18 protein-coding genes are annotated in these 21,221 nt (G+C 63.1%); 6 read left to right on the top strand and 12 right to left on the bottom strand.

Features of this window, described 5'->3' with window-relative positions:
* Positions 1-5: 5 nt before the first annotated feature.
* The 3 genes from acnD to prpB all read right to left on the bottom strand — a co-directional run bounded on the left by acnD (position 6) and on the right by prpB (position 4,837).
* Complete coding sequence (acnD, locus tag P3T24_RS05640) at positions 6-2,603, bottom strand: Fe/S-dependent 2-methylisocitrate dehydratase AcnD (RefSeq protein ID WP_429433029.1); 2,598 nt, start codon at positions 2,601-2,603, stop codon at positions 6-8.
* 144 nt (positions 2,604-2,747) lie between these two features.
* The gene (gene prpC / locus P3T24_RS05635; RefSeq protein WP_429433027.1) at positions 2,748-3,914 is read right to left on the bottom strand and encodes a bifunctional 2-methylcitrate synthase/citrate synthase; all 1,167 of its coding nucleotides are present in this window, start codon (positions 3,912-3,914) and stop codon (positions 2,748-2,750) included.
* A gap of 29 nt (positions 3,915-3,943) precedes the next feature.
* Positions 3,944-4,837, bottom strand: coding sequence for a methylisocitrate lyase (gene prpB, locus P3T24_RS05630; protein ID WP_429409493.1), 894 nt, complete (start codon positions 4,835-4,837; stop codon positions 3,944-3,946).
* A gap of 205 nt (positions 4,838-5,042) precedes the next feature.
* Here prpB and prpR point away from each other — a divergent pair, with 205 nt between their 5' ends.
* Positions 5,043-6,983 (top strand): propionate catabolism operon regulatory protein PrpR, encoded by a 1,941-nt coding sequence (gene prpR, locus P3T24_RS05625; RefSeq protein ID WP_429433023.1) that lies wholly within the window; start codon positions 5,043-5,045, stop codon positions 6,981-6,983.
* A 159-nt stretch (positions 6,984-7,142) separates the two neighbouring features.
* On the top strand, positions 7,143-7,544 hold the full coding sequence (locus P3T24_RS05620) for a DUF3597 domain-containing protein (protein ID WP_429433021.1): 402 nt from the start codon (positions 7,143-7,145) through the stop codon (positions 7,542-7,544).
* A gap of 65 nt (positions 7,545-7,609) precedes the next feature.
* Here P3T24_RS05620 and P3T24_RS05615 read toward each other — a convergent pair whose 3' ends face one another.
* Positions 7,610-8,011 carry a hypothetical protein gene (locus P3T24_RS05615; protein WP_074268350.1) on the bottom strand — a complete coding sequence of 134 codons (402 nt, stop codon included), beginning with the start codon at positions 8,009-8,011 and terminating at the stop codon, positions 7,610-7,612.
* 152 nt (positions 8,012-8,163) lie between these two features.
* Here P3T24_RS05615 and P3T24_RS05610 point away from each other — a divergent pair, with 152 nt between their 5' ends.
* The 3 genes from P3T24_RS05610 to P3T24_RS05600 are packed head-to-tail and all read left to right on the top strand — an operon-like array spanning position 8,164 to position 12,218.
* On the top strand, positions 8,164-8,619 hold the full coding sequence (locus tag P3T24_RS05610) for a (2Fe-2S)-binding protein (protein ID WP_074268351.1): 456 nt from the start codon (positions 8,164-8,166) through the stop codon (positions 8,617-8,619).
* Position 8,620: 1 nt separating this feature from the next.
* Positions 8,621-10,912, top strand: a complete 2,292-nt coding sequence (locus tag P3T24_RS05605; RefSeq protein WP_429433019.1) for a molybdopterin cofactor-binding domain-containing protein — start codon at positions 8,621-8,623, stop codon at positions 10,910-10,912.
* Positions 10,913-10,925: 13 nt separating this feature from the next.
* Positions 10,926-12,218 carry a cytochrome c gene (locus P3T24_RS05600; RefSeq protein WP_429433017.1) on the top strand — a complete coding sequence of 431 codons (1,293 nt, stop codon included), beginning with the start codon at positions 10,926-10,928 and terminating at the stop codon, positions 12,216-12,218.
* Between the two features lie 65 nt (positions 12,219-12,283).
* Here P3T24_RS05600 and P3T24_RS05595 read toward each other — a convergent pair whose 3' ends face one another.
* The 7 genes from P3T24_RS05595 to P3T24_RS05565 all read right to left on the bottom strand — a co-directional run bounded on the left by P3T24_RS05595 (position 12,284) and on the right by P3T24_RS05565 (position 18,796).
* Positions 12,284-12,940, bottom strand: a complete 657-nt coding sequence (locus tag P3T24_RS05595; protein ID WP_429433015.1) for an amino acid ABC transporter permease — start codon at positions 12,938-12,940, stop codon at positions 12,284-12,286.
* Between the two features lie 2 nt (positions 12,941-12,942).
* The gene (locus tag P3T24_RS05590; RefSeq protein WP_429288778.1) at positions 12,943-13,686 is read right to left on the bottom strand and encodes an amino acid ABC transporter permease; all 744 of its coding nucleotides are present in this window, start codon (positions 13,684-13,686) and stop codon (positions 12,943-12,945) included.
* Between the two features lie 61 nt (positions 13,687-13,747).
* On the bottom strand, positions 13,748-14,656 hold the full coding sequence (locus P3T24_RS05585) for a transporter substrate-binding domain-containing protein (RefSeq protein ID WP_429433013.1): 909 nt from the start codon (positions 14,654-14,656) through the stop codon (positions 13,748-13,750).
* Between the two features lie 52 nt (positions 14,657-14,708).
* Positions 14,709-15,788, bottom strand: a complete 1,080-nt coding sequence (locus P3T24_RS05580) for an ABC transporter ATP-binding protein (RefSeq protein WP_429433011.1) — start codon at positions 15,786-15,788, stop codon at positions 14,709-14,711.
* 70 nt (positions 15,789-15,858) lie between these two features.
* Positions 15,859-16,719 carry an ABC transporter permease gene (locus tag P3T24_RS05575; RefSeq protein WP_429433009.1) on the bottom strand — a complete coding sequence of 287 codons (861 nt, stop codon included), beginning with the start codon at positions 16,717-16,719 and terminating at the stop codon, positions 15,859-15,861.
* The gene (locus tag P3T24_RS05570; RefSeq protein WP_429433007.1) at positions 16,716-17,705 is read right to left on the bottom strand and encodes an ABC transporter permease; all 990 of its coding nucleotides are present in this window, start codon (positions 17,703-17,705) and stop codon (positions 16,716-16,718) included. Before P3T24_RS05570 ends, P3T24_RS05575 begins: the two co-directional genes overlap by 4 nt.
* Positions 17,702-18,796, bottom strand: coding sequence for an ABC transporter substrate-binding protein (locus tag P3T24_RS05565; RefSeq protein ID WP_429433005.1), 1,095 nt, complete (start codon positions 18,794-18,796; stop codon positions 17,702-17,704). The genes P3T24_RS05570 and P3T24_RS05565 overlap by 4 nt, the downstream gene beginning before the upstream one ends.
* Positions 18,797-19,116: 320 nt before the next feature.
* On the opposite strand from P3T24_RS05565, the gene P3T24_RS05560 reads away from it, so the two are divergent.
* Positions 19,117-19,992 carry a LysR substrate-binding domain-containing protein gene (locus tag P3T24_RS05560; protein ID WP_074268358.1) on the top strand — a complete coding sequence of 292 codons (876 nt, stop codon included), beginning with the start codon at positions 19,117-19,119 and terminating at the stop codon, positions 19,990-19,992.
* 46 nt (positions 19,993-20,038) lie between these two features.
* Here the strand turns inward: P3T24_RS05560 and P3T24_RS05555 are convergent, their stop codons facing one another.
* Complete coding sequence (locus tag P3T24_RS05555; protein ID WP_074268359.1) at positions 20,039-21,121, bottom strand: calcium:proton antiporter; 1,083 nt, start codon at positions 21,119-21,121, stop codon at positions 20,039-20,041.
* Between the last annotated feature and the right edge of the window lie 100 nt (positions 21,122-21,221).

Below are 21,221 nucleotides of genomic sequence, written 5' to 3'. Positions count from 1 at the left end.
CTCCCTCAGGCCGCTGCTTGCGATGATTCCAGGAAATCCTGCGCAAAGCGCTGCAGGACACCACCGGCTTCGTAGATCGACACTTCTTCCGCAGTGTCCAGGCGGCAGGTCACTGGTACTTCTACACGCTCACCGTTCTTGCGATGAATCACCAGCGTGAGATCGGCGCGCGGTTTGCGCTCGCCGGTTACATCGAAGGTTTCGGTGCCGTCGATACCCAGCGTCAGCCGGTCCACGCCTGGCTTGAACTCCAGCGGCAGCACACCCATGCCCACCAGGTTGGTCCGGTGGATGCGCTCGAACCCTTCCGCGACAATCGCTTCCGCTCCCGCGAGACGCACGCCCTTGGCTGCCCAGTCGCGTGACGAACCTTGACCGTAGTCGGCGCCGGCAATTACGATCAGCGGTTGCTTGCGTTCCATGTACGTTTCAATGGCTTCCCACATGCGCGTGACCTTGCCTTCGGGCTCGATGCGGGCCAAAGACCCGGCCTTAACCTTGCCGTCTTCGAGCACCATCTCGTTCTTCAACGTGGGGTTGGCAAAAGTAGCGCGCTGCGCGGTCAGGTGATCGCCGCGGTGGGTCGCATACGAATTAAAATCCTCCTCCGGCAAGCCCATTTTCGCCAGATACTCGCCCGAAGCGCTGTCGGGCAGGATCGCGTTGGACGGCGACAGGTGATCGGTGGTGATGTTGTCGCCGAGCACGGCGAGCGGACGCATGGCCTTGAGCGTGCGCTCGCCGGCCAGCGCGCCTTCCCAGTAGGGCGGGCGGCGGATATACGTGCTCGCCGGGCGCCAGTCGTACAGCGGGTTGGCGCGTTCGCCGGTGTCGGCGGTGACTGCAAACATCGGTTCGTAAACCTTGCGAAATTGCTCCGGCTTCACGCTCGATGCGACGATCGCGTCGATCTCTGCGTCGGACGGCCAGATGTCCTTGAGCATGACCGGATTGCCCGCGGCATCGATCCCCAACACGTCTTTCTCGATGTCGAAGCGGATCGTGCCGGCAATCGCATAGGCCACCACCAGCGGCGGCGAGGCGAGGAACGCCTGCTTGGCATACGGGTGAATGCGGCCGTCGAAATTACGGTTGCCGGACAGTACGGCGGTCGCGTACAGATCGCGCTCGACGACTTCCTTCTGGATCACCGGATCCAGCGCGCCGGACATACCGTTGCACGACGTGCACGCATAGGCGACGACCCCAAACCCAAGCTGTTCCAGTTCCGGCAGCAGCCTGGCTTCTTCCAGATACAAGGTGACGGCCTTCGATCCCGGCGCGAGCGAGCTTTTCACCCACGGCTTGCGGGTCAGGCCGCGCTGGTTCGCATTGCGCGCGAGCAAGCCAGCGGCAATCATGTTGCGCGGATTATTGGTGTTGGTGCAACTCGTGACAGCGGCGATGATCACGGCGCCATCGGGCATTAGCCCCGGCTCGCTCTCGACCTTGCCGCTGATGCCGCGCGCCGCGAGGTCCGACACCGGCAGTCGACGGTGCGGGTTCGACGGCCCCGCCAGCGTGCGCACCACGGTCGAGAGGTCGAATGTCAGCACGCGCTCGTATTGGGCGTTCTTCAGGCTGTCGGCCCACAGGCCGGTTTCCTTCGCGTAGGTCTCCACCAGTTTGACGAGTTCGTCGTCGCGGCCGGTCAGCTTCAGGTATTTGATGGTCTGCTCGTCGATATAGAACATCGCAGCTGTCGCGCCGAACTCGGGCGCCATGTTGGCGATGGTGGCGCGGTCGCCCAACGTGAGTTTGGCCGTGCCTTCGCCGTAGAACTCCAGATACGCACCGACCACCTTTTCCTTGCGCAGGAACTCGGTCAGCGACAACACGACGTCCGTCGCCGTAATGCCTTCGCCTGGCTTGCCGGTCAGTTCCACGCCGACGATATCCGGCAGGCGCATATACGACGCGCGCCCCAGCATCACGCTTTCCGCTTCGAGGCCGCCTACGCCGATGGCGATCACGCCGAGCGCATCCACCATCGGCGTATGCGAATCGGTGCCCACCAGCGTGTCCGGAAACGCCACGCCGTCTTTCACCTGCACGACGGGACTCATGCGCTCGAGGTTGATCTGATGCAGGATGCCGTTGCCCGGCGGAATCACGTCGACGTTCTTGAACGCCTTCTTGGTCCAGTTGATGAAATCGAAGCGGTCTTCGTTGCGCCGGTCTTCGATCGCGCGGTTCTTGTCGAACGCGTCCGGATCGAAGCCGCCACACTCGACGGCGAGCGAGTGGTCCACCACCAGTTGTGTCGGCACCACCGGATTGACCAGCGCCGGGTCGCCGCCCTGGGCCGCGATCGCGTCGCGCAGGCCGGCGAGATCGACCAGCGCGGTTTGACCGAGGATGTCATGGCAGACCACGCGCGCCGGGAACCACGGGAAATCGAGGTCGCGCTTGCGTTCGATGATCTGCTTGAGCGACGCATTGAGGGAGACCGGATCGCATCGGCGCACGAGATTTTCGGCCAGCACGCGCGAGGTGTACGGCAACGTGTCGTAGGCACCCGGCTGGATCGCCTCGACCGCGGCTCGCGTGTCGAAGAAGTCCAGCTTGGTGCCAGGCAGGGGCTTACGGTTTGCAGTGTTCATACCGTGGGGAAGTAAGAATGTAGTGTTCGGCAATCGTGTTGCATGTCGGCAGGGCGATAATTGCCGGACGTCGCTGGACATCACAGGACGTCAGCGGCAATTATCCCCCTTTCCCGATCAACGTTTGATGATCGGCGCTTTCGATCAACGTTTCGCGATCGGCACGAACTTCAAATTCTCTGGGCCGGTGTAGTTCGCGCTCGGCCGGATGATCTTGTTGTCGATGCGTTGCTCGATGATGTGCGCGCTCCAACCCGCCGTACGGGCGATCACGAACACCGGCGTGAACATCGCCGTCGGCACACCCATCATGTGATACGACACCGCGCTGAACCAGTCCAGGTTCGGGAACATCTTCTTGGCGTCCCACATCACGGTTTCGAGCCGCTCAGCGATGTCGAACAGCTTCGTGCTGCCGGCTTCCTTCGAGAGCTTCTTTGCGACTTCCTTGATGACCTTGTTGCGCGGATCGGAGATCGTGTACACCGGGTGGCCGAAGCCGATCACGACTTCCTTGGCTTCGACGCGGCGGCGGATATCCGCTTCAGCTTCGTCGGGACTCTGGTAGCGCGACTGGATTTCAAACGCGACTTCGTTGGCGCCACCGTGCTTCGGGCCGCGCAGCGCACCAATCGCGCCGGTCAGTGCCGAGTACATGTCGGAGCCCGTGCCGGCGATCACGCGGCCGGTGAAGGTCGATGCATTGAATTCATGCTCCGCGTACAGGTTCAGCGAGATGTGCATCGCCTCGACCCACGATTTCGACGGCTCGACGCCATGCAGCAGATGCAGGAAGTGGCCGCCGATCGAATCGTCGTCGGTTTCCACCTCGATGCGTTTGCCGTTATGCGAGTAGTGGTACCAGTAGAGCAGCATCGAGCCGAGCGAGGCCATCAGCTTGTCAGCGATATCGCGCGCGCCGGGGAGATTGTGGTCGTCCTTCTCGGGCAGCACGGTGCCGAGCACCGAGACGCCGGTGCGCATCACGTCCATCGGATGGGCGGCTGCCGGGATCCATTCCAGCGCGGCCTTGACGTTGGCGGGCAGGCCGCGCAGCGCCTTCAGCTTGGCTTTGTAGGCCGTCAGTTCAGCCTGCGTGGGCAGCTTTTCGTGCACCAGCAGGTAGGCGATTTCCTCGAATTCGCAGGTGCTGGCGATGTCGAGAATGTCATAGCCGCGGTAATGCAGGTCATTGCCGGTCTTGCCGACCGTACACAGGGCCGTGTTACCCGCCGTCACGCCCGAAAGGGCCACGGATTTCTTCGGTTTGAATGCGCCTGTTGCCGGTGTGCTGTTATCTGCTTCGCTCATGGTGTCGTCCTCTCGCTCCTGGATTCGGTTTACTTGTGTGCGGCGAACAGCGCGTCGAGTTTCTCCTCGTACGCGTGATAGCCGAGATACTTGTACAGGTCGGCACGCGTCTGCATCGTTCCGACAGCGGCCTTTTGCGTGCCATCGCGCTTCACCGTCTCGTAGAAATTGAGCGCGGCGGCGTTCATCGCACGATACGCGCCACAGCAGTACAGCGCGATATCGACGTTCGCTTCGCGCAGTTCGTCGGTGGTAAAGAACGGCGTCGAGCCGAATTCGGTCAGGTTCGCGAGAATCGGCACCTTGACTGCGGCCTTGAAGCGGCGGTAGTCGTCGAGCGTCTGCATCGCCTCCGGGAAAATCATGTCGGCGCCGGCTTCGACGTAGGCAACGGCGCGCTCGATCGCTGCATCGATGCCTTCTGCTGCGGCCGCATCAGTGCGCGCCATGATGACGAACTGGTCGTCTGTGCGGGCGTCGACAGCGGCCTTCACGCGGTCGACCATTTCCTCTTTCGCGACGACTTCCTTGCCCGGACGGTGCCCGCAACGCTTCTGTCCGACCTGATCTTCGAGGTGCACCGCGGCCACGCCGGCCTTGATGAACGAACGCACCGTGCGCGCAATGTTGAAGGCGCCGCCCCAACCGGTGTCGATATCGACGAGCAGCGGCAGGCCGGTGGCATCGGTGATGCGGCGGGCGTCGATCAACACATCGTCCATGGTGCTGATGCCGAGATCGGGAATGCCGAGCGAGTTGGCCGCGACGCCGCCGCCCGACAGATACACCGCCTTAAAGCCGACCGCCTCAGCCATTTTCGCCGCGTAGGCGGTGATGGCGCCGACGACCTGCAGCGGTTGACCTTCTGCGACCGCTGCACGGAATTTCGCGCCGGCACTGACAGGTTGTTTTGCTGAACTCACGCGTATCTCCAGGTAATGGTCATGGCGTTTTTGCAAGGAGCGGGCCAGCGTCGGTGCGTGAGGCTAAGTTGTTGATTACCTGTGGCTTTGGGGGATTGGTGGGGCGTTGTTTGATTGCATAAGTGCAATCCTACATTTCACAAGTGAAATCGCAGGGTCATAATAGTGCTTCTTTAGTTTCGACCGCCACCGCAGGCAACCCGCCATGAACCGACCTTCTGAACCCGGCTCCCGGGCCCGCGTGTGGGCCATCGGCATCAGCAAGCTGCGCGGCCTGTTCCGCGATATCGCCGATGAATACGACACCCGCGCCGATCTGCGGCTGGTAACCCGCGGCTATGAGGAAGCGGTCAACGAGATTGCTTCCGCGGGCAAGGATCGCCCGGACGTCGTGGTCGCGGCAGGGTCGAACGGCACGTATCTGAAGGCGCGGATAGATGTGCCCGTCGTGTTGATCACGCCGACCGGTTTCGACGTGATGCATGCACTGGCACGCGCGCGCCGCGATTCCTCATCGGTGGCGCTCGTGACCCACGGTGAGACGCCCGCCGAGGTGCGCCGTTTCGTGGCGGCCTATGGTATCGACGTGGTGTTTGCGTCATACCAGTCGGCGCAGGATGCGGAAGCCTGCGTGCTCGATCTGCGCGATCGCGGCGTAGGGACAATCGTGGGACCGGGACTCGTGACGGATCTCGCCGCGCGGGCCGGTATGGAGTCCATATTTCTTTACTCTCGCGCCGCCGTGCGTTCGGCCTTCGACACCGCGCTCGAAGTCGCCCAGGCCACCTGGGGCGAAGCGGTGCGGCGGCATCGTCTGGACAACGTGTTGCAACACTTGCGCGACGGTGTCGTCGCCCTCGATGCGCAGGGCCGTGTCGAAGCGATCAACCAGCGTCTGGCTTTGGTGCTTGGCATCGAGCCGGCTGCGGCTGTGGGCCGAGCGTTGCTCGAACTCGCACCGGACCTGGTCGACGCTGTCCCGGATGACGAGGGCGAGTCGCTAGAAACGGTACGCGGTATCAGTTACGTCGTGCATCGGGGACCGCTGGTCGACAACGGCGTGACGACCGGCAGCGTGCTGACGTTTCAGGAGTCGCGCTCGGTGGAGCGGCTCGATCGCACGCTGCGCTCGCGGCAGCGCGCGCAACAGTTTGTGGCGCGCTACCAGCTCAATGATCTGATCGGCGCGTGTCCCGCGATCGAACGGGTCCGGCAACTCGTGCAGCGCTATGCGAAGTCGGATGCGACCGTCCTGATTCGCGGCGAGAGCGGTACGGGCAAGGAGATGGTGGCGCAGAGCCTGCATCATCTCAGCGCGCGGCGTGATTTTCCGTTTGTCGCGCTCAATTGCGGGGCGTTTCCGGAGGCCTTGCTCGAGAGCGAACTGTTCGGGTACGAAGAGGGGGCTTTTACGGGCGCACGACGCGGCGGCAAGGCCGGTCTGATCGAAGCGGCACACCGTGGCACGCTATTCCTCGATGAAATCGGCGAAATGCCGTTGCCGCTGCAAAGCCGTTTGCTGCGCGTGTTGCAGGAGCGCGAAGTGGTGCGGCTCGGCTCGACCGAACCAACACGCATCGACGTGCGAATCGTCGCAGCGACCCATCGCGCATTGACCGCGGCAGTGGCGGCGGGCGAATTTCGCACGGATCTCTACTACCGGCTAAACATTCTCAATATCGCGTTACCGCCGCTGCGCGAACGTCTTCCGGACATCATGCCGCTCGCGGCCGAGTTGCTCTGTCAGGCGGCGCGGCGCGAACCGCGTCTGGCCATCCGTGTTCGCACGACGCGAGATGCCACGAGCCTGCTTGCACCGATCGCCGAGTCACTAAGTCGTCACGCTTGGCCGGGTAATGTGAGGGAACTGCAGAATGTGATCGAGCGGATCACCGTCGAACTAGCGGACTCGGACGACACGGAATTGACAGATGAGGTTTTGCAATCGATCGCGCCGGAGTTGTTCGAGCGGCAAGATGAGGGCACGAATGAGGCCGCGCTGACTCTGCGTCAACGCAGCCGTCGTGTGGAGGCGGATGAGATTCGTGCCGCGCTCGACGCGTTCAACGGCGACCGCGATCAGGTGTGCGATGCGCTAGGCATCAGCAAGACCACGCTGTGGCGCAAACTGAATGCGGCGGGATGAGACGATGATGTACGGCGGGCGTTAAGCGTCGTCTCGCGGCATATGACCTTCACCACAAACTATTACAAGTTCCGCGGAGCGAACGCCTAACATGTGTAGTGATCCATGTGGGGCATGGACAGAATTCCCCCCGTCACTATTTGTTCAGGAGAATTAAAGATGAGTATTTTTGGCGATATTGTGAACAAACTGTTCGGCAAGGCCAAGCCGGATCAGCCCGCGCCCGCAGTGGAAGCGACACCGGATCCGGCTGCGGCGCAAGCAGTTGCGCCTGCGGCGGCAGCCGCACCTCCGCCGTTGGCGGATGTGGATGTCGCAGCGGTGATGGATCAGTTCGTGAGCGAAAGCGGCCAAACACTGAACTGGCGCACCTCGATCGTCGATACACTCAAGGCGCTCGGCGTCGACAGCAGCCTCGAGCATCGCAAGCAACTCGCACAGGAACTCAAGTACAGCGGCGACACGAACGACTCGGCCACCATGAACGTCTGGCTGCACACGCAGGTCATGCACGCGCTGGCGGCAAACGGCGGCAAGCTGCCGTCGGACCTCGCGGGCTGATCTGAACTAAAGGTACGCGAAGCACGAAGACGTCGGCGGCGCCCGCCGCCGACTATGCATTACCTCTACTGTTGTCCCTCTACCGCCCGCAATACCTGCGTGACTTTTCCATGCTCATGCAGGATCGCCGGGCTCGTCTGCAACAACGGCAGATAGCGCGGCAAAAACGTATTGTCCGGCCGATCCGCTGAGAACAGACCCGTCACGGCTTCGACCGCCGCCAGGCGATCGGTAGCGGTGGCCTCCTTGTCGTCGAGCGTCTCGTCGACATTGGCAATCACCGTCGAAAGCGGCGAGAGCCAGCGAAACCCCGAGCCATTGATCAGCACTTGCAGAAACGCCGCCGGTGTCACCGGACCGAATTCCTTCTCGTAGGCCGCGCGCTCGTGATCGAGGATCGCCTTGTGCAGCGATAGCAACGGCCGGCGCACCTCGGCCAGGAATTGAATGGCTTGCTGTTCAGTCATGGCACAACTCCTGGGAGTAAAGGGGCATGCTAGCAAACTTCCCTGCGCGACACGCTCCATACATATTTTTTAAAGGGCGACTACAATTCCGTCGTTCCACTTCATGCTGCCGGTTTCACGAGCCCAAACAATAATTCGCAATCGGAGTCCCCATGACAACGCTCAATATCAACGGTCAGACGCATACCGTCGACGCACCGCCCGACATGCCCTTGCTGTGGGTTTTGCGAGACCTGGTCGGCCTGACGGGCACGAAGTTTGGCTGCGGGATTGCCCAGTGCGGCGCCTGCACCGTGCACCTGGACGGCGCTGCGGTGCGCTCGTGCGTATTGCCGGTGGCGGCCGTCGGCGACAAGAAGATCACCACTATCGAAGCGGTTGGCGAGACGCCCGCGGGGAAGAAGGTGCAGCAGGCATGGCGCCAGATCGACGTGGTGCAGTGCGGTTACTGTCAGTCGGGGCAGGTGATGTCGGCCGCCTCGCTGCTTGCGCAGAACCCCAATCCGACCGATGCGGATATCGATGCGGCCATGGCCGGCAACATTTGCCGCTGTGGCACCTACAACCGCATTCGCGCGGCGATCAAGCAAGCGGCAAAGGAGGCCTGACATGTCGCAAGGTCTGCTTGATTCGCAAAACGCCGGCAAGGATGCAAGAACCACGCAGGGCGGCAAGGGCGCCACGCAAGGCGACGACGGCCCGCATCTCTCACGACGTACTTTTCTGAAATTCAGCGTCACGGTAGGCGTTGCCGCGGGCGGTGGCCTGCTGCTCGGCTTCAGTTTGCCGACCCCGAGCCAGGCGCAAGGCCAGGACCCAACGGGCAAATCGGTGATCGGCGGCGATGCGAGCGAGCCCGCACCGGCTGGAGTGTTCGCGCCGAACGCCTTTATCCAGATCGACAACACCGGCAAGGTGACGCTGGTGATTCCGAAGGTCGAAATGGGCCAGGGCGTCTATACGTCGATCCCGATGCTGATCGCGGAAGAGCTCGAAGTCCCGCTCGACAGCGTCACGATCGACCACGCGCCGCCCAACGAGAAGCTCTTCATGGACCCGCTGCTCGGCGGTCAGTTGACCGGCGGTTCGACTTCTATCCGTTACGCATGGGATCCGATGCGCAAGGCAGGCGCCACCGCTCGCGTGCTGCTGATCAGTGCGGCGGCGCAGCAGTGGCAGGTCGATCCGGCTACCTGTCATGCACAGGCGGGCCAGGTGATTCATGCGGCCAGCAACCGCAGCCTTGGGTACGGCCAACTGGTCGATGCCGCCGCAAAGCTGCCGGCGCCGCAGACCGTGCCGCTCAAGGATCCGAAAGACTTCAAGATCATCGGCACGGCGGTCAAGCGTCTGGACTCGCCGGAGAAGGTGGACGGCACCGCGATGTTTGGCCTCGACGTGCGCGTGCCGGACATGGTTTATGCGGCCATCGCAACGTGTCCGGTATTCGGCGGCACGCTAGGCAGCGTCGATGACACCAATGCTAAAAAGATTCCCGGCGTGCGCCAGGTCGTCAAGGCCGACAACGCGGTAGCCGTCATCGGCGATCACACGTGGGCCGCCAAGCGCGGCCTTGCAGCGCTGCAGATCACCTGGAACGAAGGCGCGGGCGCGAATCTTTCGATGAAGCAGATCGTCGACGATCTCAGCGCCGCGGCAGATCACGGCAACGGCGCCGTGGCGCGCAAGGATGGTGACGTACAGAAGGGCTTCTCGGACGCCAAGACACGCGTCGATGCGGTCTATCAGCAACCGTTCCTTGCGCACGCCACGATGGAACCGGTCAACTGCACCGTGTACGTGCGGCCGGACGGCTGCGATATCTGGCTGGGCACGCAGGTGCCGACGCGCATCGTCGATACGGCGGTGAAAATCACCGGCCTGCCGGCAGAGAAGATCACCGTGCATAACCATCTGCTCGGCGGTGGTTTCGGACGCAGGCTGGAATTCGATATGGCCACCCAGGCGCTGAAGATCGGCAAGCAGCTGGGCACACCGGTCAAGGTCGTATGGACGCGCGAAGAAGACATCCAGCACGACATGTACCGTCCGTACTACTACGACAAGATCTCGGCGGGGCTCGACGCGAACGGCAAGCCGATCGCGTGGCAGCATCGGATCGTCGGCTCGTCGGTCATCGCCCGCTTTGCGCCGCCGGCGTTCAAGAACGGCGTCGATCCCGATGCGGTGGAAGTTGCCTCGGATCTGCCGTACGACCTGCCCAATCAGCTGATCGACTATGTGCGTCAGGAACCGCGCACGGTGCCGACTGCATTCTGGCGTGGCGTCGGTCCGACGCGCGGCACCTTTGTCGTGGAGAGTTTTATTGACGAGCTGGCCGCGCAGGCCAAAGTGGATCCGGTTAAATACCGGCGCGATCTGCTCGGCAAAACGCCGCGTGCGCTGAATGTGCTCGACACGGCAACCCAGGCGGCCGGTTGGGGCAGCACAAGCCTGCCGAAGGGCCAGGGCCGCGGCGTCTCGGTGATGCACGCGTTCGGCAGCTTCTTTGCGATGGTCGCGGATATCACCGTCGACCAGGGCGAGGTGACCGTGAACCGCGTCGTCTGCGCGGTCGATTGCGGGATGGTGGTCAACCCCAACACCATCGAAGCGCAGGTGCAGGGCGGCATCATCTTCGGCATCACGGCGGCGCTGTACAGCGAGATCACGATCAAGGACGGACGCGTCGAGCAGAACAACTTCACCGACTACCGGATGCTGCGGATCGACCAGACGCCGAGCATCGAGGTGCATATCGTGAAGAGCAGCGAAGCGCCTGGCGGCATCGGCGAGCCGGGCACGGCGGCGCTGGCGCCGGCGTTGGCAAACGCGATCTATGCCGCTACCGGCAAACGGCTGCGGCAGTTGCCGGTTGGCAGCCAGCTGCAAAACGTCTAACCGGAGACCGACCATGATCAAAACATTGAAGGTTTCCGGCGCGGCGCTGGGTTTCGCACTTTGTCTGGCGTCGCCGTTTGCCCTGCAGTCAACCGCACACGCCGCTGATGATGCGCTCGTGCAGCGCGGCGCCTATCTCGCCAAGCTCGGCGATTGCGTAGCGTGCCATTCGGCGCCCAAAGGCAAGCCGTTCGCGGGCGGACTGCCGATGACGACGCCGATGGGCAAGATCTACACCACCAACATCACGCCCGATCCCGACACCGGCATTGGCCGTTATACGGAGGAAGACTTTGCCCGCGCGCTGCGCGAGGGCGTGGCGAAGGATGGCCACAATCTCTACCCAGCAATGCCGTATCCGTCGTACGCGAAGATCAACGACGATGACGCGAAGGCGCTGTACGCGTTCTTCATGAAAGGCGTGGCACCGGTCCAGCAGGCCAATCGCGAGTCCGACATTCCATGGCCGCTCAATATGCGCTGGCCGTTGAAGTTCTGGAACATGGTGTTTCTGGACAAGACCGTCTATCAGGACAAGCCGGGCAAGGACGTCGCGTGGAACCGTGGCGCCTATATCATCCAGGGCCTCGGTCACTGCGGCTCGTGCCACACGCCGCGCGGTATCGCGTTCCAGGAGAAGGCGCTCGATGAAACCGGCAGCGCGTATCTGACCGGCGGCACACTCGACGGCTGGTTCGCCGCCAACCTCACTCAGGAGCACAACGTTGGACTCGGGCGCTGGTCGGAGGAAGACATCGCGGCGTTTCTGAAGACTGGGGCGAATGCACACGCATCGGCGTTTGGCTCGATGACCAGCGTGATCAACAACAGCACGCAGGCCACCAACGACACGGATATCGCCGCGATGACGAGCTATCTGAAGTCGCTGCCGGCGGCAGGCGGCACGGGCGCGCCGCAGTATTCCTATGATCCGCAGGCGACCAGGGTGTCGCTCTCGCGTCCGGCAAACGATGCCGGCGCGCGTGTCTATACCGAGTACTGCATGCATTGTCACGGCGTGGATGGCCGCGGCTTCGCACCGATGCTGGCGCCGCTGGCGGGCAATCCGAATGTGCTGGAGCACGACGCGTCGTCGCTGATCAACGTCACGTTGAACGGCACCGGCGATCTGGTGATTCAGGGCATCCCTGCGCCGTATCCGATGCCGAAATACGCGCCCGTGCTGAACGACAAGCAGATCGCCGACGTATTGACGTTCGTTCGGGCTGGCTGGAATAACGGTGCGCCGGCCGTGAGCGCGGAAGAAGTGGCGAAGCTGAGGAAGTCGACACAGGCGGCGCAGTAGAGTCGCAATAGTCTGGCGAGCGGCAACCGTAGTCTTATCCGGTTGCCGCTTGCTGTTTCAGCTGCTTACCGGTGCTGGCCGATTTTCTGCCGCTTCTCCAGCGCACGCGCATACCAGGTGAGCGGGAAACACATCGCGAAGTAGATCAACGCCACCATGCCGTAGATCGGAAACGGCCGCAACGCTGCGTTGGTAATCATCGTGCCGGTCTTCGTCAACTCGGTGAAGCCGATGATCGAGGTCAGCGCGGTGCTTTTCACGACCTGCACCAGAAAGCCGACCGTCGGCGCGACCGCGATCTTTTTAGCCTGCGGCCATACGATGTAGCGCAACTGCTGGCCGAACGTCATGCCGAGACTCGCGCCCGCAGCCCATTGCCCGCGCGGCACCGCTTCGACACAGCCGCGCCAGATGTCGACCAGATAGGCGCTGGTATAAAGCGTCAGCGTAACGATGGCAGCTGTCCACGGAGATACATCCACACCTAGCAGCGGCAGCCCGAAGAAGGCAAGGAACAGCTGCATCAGCAACGGCGTACCCTGGAACAACTCGACGTACACTGACACCGCCCGCCGCAACCACGGCAGCGGCGACACGCGCATCGCGAGCAGCGCGAATCCCACCAGACCTCCGCAAACAAACGCGATCAGCGACAACAGCACCGTCCAGCGCGCGGCGAGCAGCAGATTGCGGGCTATATCCCACAGCGTAAATTCGACCATGATCAGCGCTCCGTCGGGACAGCGCGCGGACCACGCCACGCAAGCAGCAGACGCCAGCCGCGCGGCTCGTCGGGCCGATGCGGCATGCGGCCGGCAAAGAGGCCGCGGCCGAGCCAGTTGAGCACCTGCCGCAACACGATGGAGAGCACCAGATACGTCACGGTGATGATCACGTAGCTTTCGAACGAACGGAAATTGCGCGACTGGATGAAGTTGGCCGCGTAGGTCAGATCCGGCACCGAGATCTGCGACACGACCGCGGAGCCGAGCATGACGATCAGCACCTGGCTCAACAGCGATGGGAACACGTTGGCCAGCGCCTGCGGCAACACGACGAAGCGGAACACCTGGCGTCCGTGCAGGCCCAGCGCCTGGGCCGCCTGCACCTGGCCGCGCGACACCGATTCGATACCGGAGCGCACGATCTCGATGGCATAGGCGCCGAGATTGACCGTCATGGCGAGAATGGCGGCCTGGATCTCGTCGATATGGATGCCGAGACTTGGCAGGCCGAAGAATATGAAGAACAACTGCACGATGAACGGCGTGTTGCGGATCAGTTCGACATACACCGCGACCAGCCTGCGCGCCCAGCGCGGTCCGGCGACGCTCACGCTCGCGCCGCCGATTCCCACGAGCCCACCCAGCACTGTGGACAAGGCAGTGAGCCCCAAAGTGACGGCAGCGCCGCGGGCAAGCATGCCCACATAGACGCCGAAGCCGCTGAAATCGAACGCATAACTCATGACATGCCGCTCATCGTAAATCGGACTCCCCCGGTCAATGCCTTTGATCCGGACACAATGGTTATAGATCGGCCGGCAGCGGCGCCCGCAGCCACTTCTGCGAAATCTCGTTCATCGTGCCGTCCTTGCGGGCGCGGGCAATCGTGTCGTCGATTTTCTGCTTCAGGCGCGGCTCGTTCTTGTTCAGGCCGACGTGATCGGGCGAACTGAACAGGGCGAACTTCTGCTCGGGATCGTTGGGTGGATGGCGCGCCAGGATCGTCGCCCCGACGTCGTTGCCAACCACCATCAACTGTACCTGACCAGAAAGAAATGCCGAAATTGCACCGTTAGGATCGTCGAAACGTTTGATTGTCGCGCTGGGCGGCGCGATCTTCGTGACGCTCAGGTCTTCCAGCGTGCCGCGCGCTACCGAGATGGTCTTGCCGGCGAGATCGCCGGCGTTCTTGACCGGCAGCGCTTTCGGGCCGAACACGGCGAGATAGTAGGGAGCGTAAGGCTGCGAGAAGTCGATCACTTTCTCGCGTTCCGGCGTCTGGCCGACCGACAGCAGCATGTCGGCCTTGTGGTCGGCGAGGTAGGCCATGCGGTTGTCGCCCGTCACCTGAACCAGTTCGACCTTCGCATTGAGCGCCTTGCCGATCAGGTTGGCGACATCGATGTCGTAACCCTCCGGTTTCATGTCTGGGCCGATCGAGCCGAACGGCGGGTAGTCTTCGAATACACCGATCCGCACCACGCCGGATTTGGCGATCGAGTCGAGCGCGTCGGCGTGGGCCGCGGGTGCAACGAACGCGGACAGCGCCGCGAGGCCGGTGAATGCGAGCGTGGTGGCGGCCGTCGCCAGCCCACGGCGCAGATTTCCCGGATGCCCCAGATTCCGCAGATGCCGGGAAAGCTGTCCATACCGGACACGGAGAGCAGGCCGGCCACGCGAGACGCGTGGAGCAAGTGAGTCGAGAGTCGTCATGGTCGTTCCTCTGTCAAAGCGTGGGTATCTATCGGGTCAGTTCAAAATCGTTTCAATGCGCGGCGCGGGCCGCGATCAGCTTGCAGGCGTGAGGCGGCAGCTCCGCCAGCACCGGCATGCCGAGCATGAGACCGGGCGTTTCACGCGGGGTTGTCGCGGCGGTGAGAGTGAACCCGGCGCACTCAATCGTGGCTTCGAGCGAGGCGCCCACGTCACGAATAAAGCTGACCGTGCCACTCAGGCGGTTCTGGTTTTGGCCGGCGGCGCCTGAGCCAATCCTGACGCAGACATCCTCAGGGCGGATCAGCAGGCGAATCTCCGAAGCCGATGCCGGCGCGTGCGCCGGCGGCGTCACGACGATCTGCTGGCCGCCTGGCAGGCTTACGCCGCCAGCGCCGTCGTAAGTCACCGGCAGGATGTTGCCGAGACCGATAAAGTCGGCCACGAACTCGCTGACCGGATCGCGATAGATGTCGAGCGGCTTGCCGACCTGCGCAATCCGGCCTTTCTCCATGACGACGATTTCGTCGGCCATGGTCATTGCTTCACGCTGGTCGTGCGTGACCATGATCGTCGTGATACCGAGGCGCTGCTGCAACAGGCGGATTTCCACCTGCATGGCTTCGCGCAGTTTGGCGTCGAGCGCTGAGAGCGGTTCGTCCAGCAACAGCAGTTTTGGCGACGAAGCGATCGCGCGGGCAATCGCCACGCGTTGCCGTTGCCCACCGGAGAGTTGCGTCACCGGACGGTTCGCCATATGTGGCAACTGGATCAGTTCGAGCAGTGCCGTGACGCGCTGGCTTTGCGTAACCTTGGCGGTCTTGCGCAGGCGCAGCGGATAGGCGATGTTCTGCGCCACCGTCATATGCGGAAACAGCGCGAGCGACTGAAACACCATGCCGAAGTCGCGCTGATTCGCCGGTACGTGCGTAATGTCGCGGCCGGCGAAGTTCACAATCCCTGAGCTGGGCGCCTCCAGTCCGGCGATCATGCGCAACAAGGTGGTCTTGCCGCAACCGGACGGCCCGAGGAAGCAGATCAGCTTGCCGTCCGGCACGCTCAGATCGACATGGTCGACGGCGTACGCTGAATTAAAGCGCTTGGTCACGGCCTGCAACGTCAGATGAGTCATGAGAGGCTCCTGCTGGGCCAGAATCGCAAAGGAATCAGAACAGCACCACACGGGGCGTCGAAGCGCGGCATCAGAGCGCCACGCCTTCATCGCCAATCAGTGTCTCGAGCAGCCAGATCAGCGCGAAATCGATCGCGACGATGAAGACCGCGAACGAAAACACCGTCGGATCGAGCGACGACACAGTCCGGCTGTACAGCCACACCGGCAGCGTCATGGTGTCGATACCGTAGAGAAAAAACGTCACCGTGAATTCGTTAAACGAGATGATGAAGGCGAACAGCATGCCGGCGAGAATGCCGGGGCGCATCAGCGGCAAGACGACGTCGATGAGCGCGCGACCTGGGTTCGCACCCATCACGCAGGCGGCTTCCTCGAACTCTGGTCCGATCGCGGCGACCGACGCTGCGCAGTTCTTCACCGTGAACGGCAGCGCCAGAATCACATGAGCAATGATCAGACGGAACACGCCGAGTTCGACCGGCAGCGCATTGAAGACCAGCAGCAGTGAGAGCCCGAGCATCACGAGCGGATAGACCAGCGGCAATGCCACTAACTGCTCCACCGCCGGTTTGCCGCGAAACCGGTAGCGGCTCAGCGCATAGGCGGCCGGTACGGAGACCAGCGTGGCGATGATCATGGTAGACACCGCCACGATCAGGCTGGTGGTGAGCGCGCGGCCCATCGACAGCACGTCGCTGGCGTCGGGCGCGACAAAGCTGTGCCACGCCGCGCGATACCACTGCAGGCTGAAGCCGGACGGCGGGAATTCGAGCGTGTCCGAGGCACTGAACGACATGGTGATCATCGTCAGGATCGGCAGTGCGGCAAGAAACAGGACGACAGCGGCGAGCAGTGCCGCTGGTTTGCCGAGCCGGCCGGGCATGGCGGCCCACGGGCGCAGCCGGCTGCGAAGGGCAGGCGTGTTCATGCAGACGGTTCCTCGGGAGCGAGACGTTGGGTGCGTCGCACGAGACTTTGCGAGATCGCCATCACGGTCAACGTGGCGACCATCAGCACCACACCGGAGGCCGAGGCGGCCGGCCAGTTCAGCAGCGGTGCGACCTGGTCATGTACCAGCACGGCAAGCATCGGCACGCGGCGCCCGCCGAGCAGCAACGGCACGGCGAACGCGCTGGCGTTATAGGCGAACACCAGCAACGCGCCGGAGACGAGACCGGGCATCGCCAGCGGCAGCATCACATGACGCAGAGTCTGCCAGCGGGTCGCACCCAGCGTGGCGGCCGCCTCTTCATAAGAGCGCGACACGGCGCGCATGGCGCTCGACAGCGGCAGCACGGCGAGCGGAAACGCCGTCTGGATCAGCCCGAGCAGCACGCCATGCTCGCGATACAACCATAACACCGGACGCTCGATCAACCCGCTTGCGAGCAGCGCGTGATTGAGCAATCCGGCCGGCCCAAGAATCACCAGCCAGCCATAGCCCTGCAACAACAGATTGACGAGCAGCGGCAGCAGCACACCCGCCAGCAGCAGTCGCCGCGCAAGCCGCGACCCGGTGCGCGCCATCGCGAGCGCAACCGGGATCGCCAGCAGCACCGCGCAGATCATGCTTTGAAACGCCAGCTTCAAGGTGATCCAGAGGGACCTCATGAAGTAGCTATCGGCCAGGTCTTCATAATTCTGTAGCGTGAAGCCATGCCACTCGCTGCCCTGGGTGCCAAAACTCATCCGCAGCACGACGAGCGCCGCCGCTGCGAGCACGGCAAGAAACAACAGGATCGGCGCCAGCAGCAGCCACGGCCGGGCCTTCGCCCATGTGGCGCCGGGCGCGGCGGCGCAAGCCGGCTCGTCCGGCGCGCCGTCGGCACCCGAGGTTCCCGGCGCGTCCGCTATGCCGGGCACCTCCGAGGTCCCGGAAGCGCGCTGCGAGGAGCGCGCGGGCATCGCCGTCATGCCGAGAAAATCTCGGTATAGCGTTTGATCCACGCCGCCTGCACCGAGGCTAGCGCCTTGTCGTCGTGGAGGATCGCTTTCTCGGCAATCTGCTTCGGACTGGGTACGAACGCGCGGCTCTGGGCCGGGATCACAGCCTTCGAATTGACGGGACCATTGAGGACGTCCGCAGCCATCCGGCCTTGCACGCCGGCATCGAGCGAGTGGTTGATGAAGGCATGAATCAGATCGCTGTCGCCGGGATGCGCCTTTGGAATCACAGTGAACATCAACTGCGTGGCGAAGCCTTCCTTCATACCGTAGGTCACGCCCATCTTGTACTCGGGCTTGCGAATCTGATCGGGGAAGAACGCCGGCGAATAGATGCCGCCGATATCGAGCGAACCGGTGCGGAACAGGTCGGCTACCTGGTTCGGGTTCTCGCCGAGCGTCATCACGCGCTCTTTCAGTTCCGCGAGCTTCTTGAAGCCGGGGTCGATATTCTGTTGCGAGCCGCCCGACATCCTGGCGGCAATGATCGCGAGATCGACCGCTTCGGCCCACTCCGGCGGCGGCAGGAACAGCCGGCCGGCGTACTTCGGATCCCATAAGGCCTCGTACGACGCTGGAGCTGTCTTGACGGTCGAGGTGTTGTAGATCAGGCCATCGGACCACAGCAGGTAGCCGATACCGAAACCGTCCGCGCCGGTGCGGTATTGCGGCTCGACTTCCTTCAGGTTGGGCAGCTTGTCGAGGTCGGGTTTAATCAGCAGGCCCGCGTCGCCGAGGCCCGAGGCGCCCACGCCCGCGAGCGTGATGACGTCGTAGGTCGGCCGGTCACCCGCGGCCTTGACCTTGGCGACCATGCCCGAGGTGCCGTCGGCGCGGTCGGCGATCACCTTGGCGCCGGTCTTCGCAGTGAACGTCGCGGCGATATTGCGCAGTGCTGCGGCGCCCGTATCGTCAGACCAGGTCAGGAGCCGCAAGGTCTTGCCGGAGAAGTTCTGCTCCTGCGCCCTCAGATTCACGAACGGCATGGGTAGGGTCGAGACTGCCAGCGCAGCGCCGAGCGCCTTGATAGCGTGCCTTCTGCCGTATTTGATGTCCTGCATGAGCGTTTCTCCCGGGTTGAACAGGGCAACTTTCGCGCGAGTCGTGCCGCGCGAATGCGTTGCGGGTGGATGCACTCTAGGTTTGCCAAAATCACCCAACAAACGAAATCTCTGCATGGACGCCATGACGGAAGCTCATGCGCCGGGCCGCGGGCATCGACCGGGGACGGCGTTGTCCTGGCATGAGCGCTGCGCATGCGGCTCCAGGGTGGAATGAACCGCGAAGTTTTTTGATCGCTTATGCTGAAGGCTCGCCGGGCGCGAGCAGCCCCCTCGCTGCGTATCCTGGCGATGCATTTTCCTGATACCCAGACTGGCCCATGCGACGACTTCCCCCGCTGAACGCGCTGCAGATCTTCGAGACCGTGGCTCGCCACCGCAGCTTCACACGTGCGGCCGACCATCTCTGTCTGACGCAGGGTGCGGTCAGCCGGCAGATTCTCGCGCTTGAGGACTACTACAAGTTTCCGCTGTTCAAGCGTCAGGCGAAAGGCCTCACGCTCACGGCTGAGGGCGAGTTGCTGCTGCCCGCGGTGAAGGAGAGCTTCGCGCGTATCGAGGAAATCTCGTTGCGGCTCACGCGCCAGCGTACCGATCTGGCCTTGAAGGTGCCGACCTGCGTGATGCGCTGGATGCTGCCGAAAATCATGCAGTTTCAGGCCGAGTACCCGGATCTGCACGTGCAGATCACCACCACCTGGCAACATGACGTCGACTTTCAGGTCGAGCCGTTCGATGCGGCGATCATCTATGGCTCGTCGCCGGGTGCGGACGTGCAGGCCGTGCCGCTCTTCGAAGAACGCCTGACGCCGGTCTGCGCGCCCGAACTCCTCAACGACAAGCCGCTCGATAGCGTCGCCGATCTGGCGCGCCATACCCTGTTGCACCCAACCCGCGATCACCGCGACTGGAAGATGTGGCTCGATCATGTGGAGGCGCGCGATATCGACGCCGCCCACGGCCCGAGCTTCGACACGCTCGACCTGGCGACCAACGCAGCGTTACAAGGGTTTGGCGTCGCGATCAGCGACCTCGCGCTGATCGACGAGGACGTGGCGGCCAAGCGTCTCGTGAGACCTTTCGAAACGGTGTTGACGACGGGATGGCGCTACTACTTCGTCTATCCGGACTGTGTCGCGCATCAGCAGAAGGTCAATCTCTTCCGTGAGTGGATCACGGAACATTGGACCGAATGAAGGCGAGGGCAGACGCGACTTTAAGGCGCGAACATACCGCACAATCTCACGGCGCAAACGACAGAAACAGATACGCTGCAAACAGCGACAGGTGCACGGCCCCTTGCAGGATCGTGGTGCGTCCCGTGCTCAGTGTCAGGGTGCCGACCAGCAGCGTCAGCGCCAGCATGATCATTTCCTTGCCGTTGATGCCGAGCACGAGCGGCTGACCGGTCCAGAGGAAGACGCCGGCCACAGCGGGGATCGTCAGCCCGATACTGGCGAGCGCGGAGCCGAGCGCCAGATTCAGACTGTTCTGCAACCGGTCGGCCCGCGCCGCGCGCACCGCAGCGAGCCCCTCCGGCAACAACACCAGCGCCGCGATCACGATGCCCACCACCGCAGGCGGTGCGCCGATATTTTGCACGGCTGTTTCGACCGTCGGCGAGAGCAGCTTGGCGAGCAAGACCACGGCCACGAGGCACACCAGCAGCAACGCAGCGGCGATCCCAGCCTGAGTCACGCTGGGCGGTTCGGCGTGAACGCTTTCGTCGGGCGTGGCGGCAAGAAAATAATCGCGATGCCGTACCGTTTGCACGAACACAAACACGCCGTACAACACTAGCGAGGAAATCCCCGCAAACGCCAGTTGCGACGACGACAGCAACGGCCCCTCGCGCGTGGTGGTGAAATTCGGCATCACCAGCGTCAGCACCGAGAGCGACGCGAGCACGGCGAGCGTGGCAGCGGCGCCGCGTGCCTGGAAGTCCTGTTCGCGATGGCGGATGCCGCCCACCAGCAGACAGATGCCGACGATCCCGTTGCACACGATCATCACTGCCGCAAACACGGTGTCGCGTGCGAGGCCGGCCTTCTCGGGACCGGATGTGAGCATCACCGAGACGATCAGCGCGACCTCGATCACCGTGACGGCTACCGCCAGCACCAGCGTGCCGAACGGTTCACCGACCCGGTGTGCGACCACCTCCGCGTGATGCACGGCGGCGAACACCGAAGCGGCCAGCGCGACACCGACCAGCGCCAGCATCACGCCGTATCCGGGCAGCGCCACTGCCGCGCCGAGTACGACCCAGGCGGCGATAGGCGCTCCAATGGTCCAGCGGGGCAGCACGGGCGATGTTGTCGACATCCGGTCGTTTCCTTTTTCTAGTGTTTATGCAGTGAAGTGAGGCTTGTGCGCGCGTTGATGCAACTTGAAGCGATGAATCAGGAATATGCGCTAGTACATT

The sequence above is a fragment of the Paraburkholderia sp. GAS33 genome, from assembly GCF_050436645.1.
GTDB lineage: Bacteria > Pseudomonadota > Gammaproteobacteria > Burkholderiales > Burkholderiaceae > Paraburkholderia > Paraburkholderia phenazinium_B.
The sequence above is the reverse complement of the archived record's forward strand: the minus strand, read 5'-3'. Positions and strand labels throughout refer to the sequence as shown.

Coding starts and splice junctions, on each gene's coding strand:
- P3T24_RS05600 (WP_429433017.1), top strand. CDS start 10,926: ATGATCAAAACATTGAAGGTTTCCGGCGCGGCGCTGGGTTTCGCACTT.
- prpR (WP_429433023.1), top strand. CDS start 5,043: ATGAACCGACCTTCTGAACCCGGCTCCCGGGCCCGCGTGTGGGCCATC.
- P3T24_RS05615 (WP_074268350.1), bottom strand. CDS start 8,011: ATGACTGAACAGCAAGCCATTCAATTCCTGGCCGAGGTGCGCCGGCCG.
- P3T24_RS05605 (WP_429433019.1), top strand. CDS start 8,621: ATGTCGCAAGGTCTGCTTGATTCGCAAAACGCCGGCAAGGATGCAAGA.
- P3T24_RS05620 (WP_429433021.1), top strand. CDS start 7,143: ATGAGTATTTTTGGCGATATTGTGAACAAACTGTTCGGCAAGGCCAAG.
- P3T24_RS05580 (WP_429433011.1), bottom strand. CDS start 15,788: ATGACTCATCTGACGTTGCAGGCCGTGACCAAGCGCTTTAATTCAGCG.
- P3T24_RS05560 (WP_074268358.1), top strand. CDS start 19,117: ATGCGACGACTTCCCCCGCTGAACGCGCTGCAGATCTTCGAGACCGTG.
- P3T24_RS05590 (WP_429288778.1), bottom strand. CDS start 13,686: ATGAGTTATGCGTTCGATTTCAGCGGCTTCGGCGTCTATGTGGGCATG.
- P3T24_RS05555 (WP_074268359.1), bottom strand. CDS start 21,121: ATGTCGACAACATCGCCCGTGCTGCCCCGCTGGACCATTGGAGCGCCT.
- prpC (WP_429433027.1), bottom strand. CDS start 3,914: ATGAGCGAAGCAGATAACAGCACACCGGCAACAGGCGCATTCAAACCG.
- P3T24_RS05595 (WP_429433015.1), bottom strand. CDS start 12,940: ATGGTCGAATTTACGCTGTGGGATATAGCCCGCAATCTGCTGCTCGCC.
- P3T24_RS05570 (WP_429433007.1), bottom strand. CDS start 17,705: ATGACGGCGATGCCCGCGCGCTCCTCGCAGCGCGCTTCCGGGACCTCG.
- acnD (WP_429433029.1), bottom strand. CDS start 2,603: ATGAACACTGCAAACCGTAAGCCCCTGCCTGGCACCAAGCTGGACTTC.
- P3T24_RS05565 (WP_429433005.1), bottom strand. CDS start 18,796: ATGCAGGACATCAAATACGGCAGAAGGCACGCTATCAAGGCGCTCGGC.
- P3T24_RS05610 (WP_074268351.1), top strand. CDS start 8,164: ATGACAACGCTCAATATCAACGGTCAGACGCATACCGTCGACGCACCG.
- P3T24_RS05585 (WP_429433013.1), bottom strand. CDS start 14,656: ATGACGACTCTCGACTCACTTGCTCCACGCGTCTCGCGTGGCCGGCCT.
- P3T24_RS05575 (WP_429433009.1), bottom strand. CDS start 16,719: ATGAACACGCCTGCCCTTCGCAGCCGGCTGCGCCCGTGGGCCGCCATG.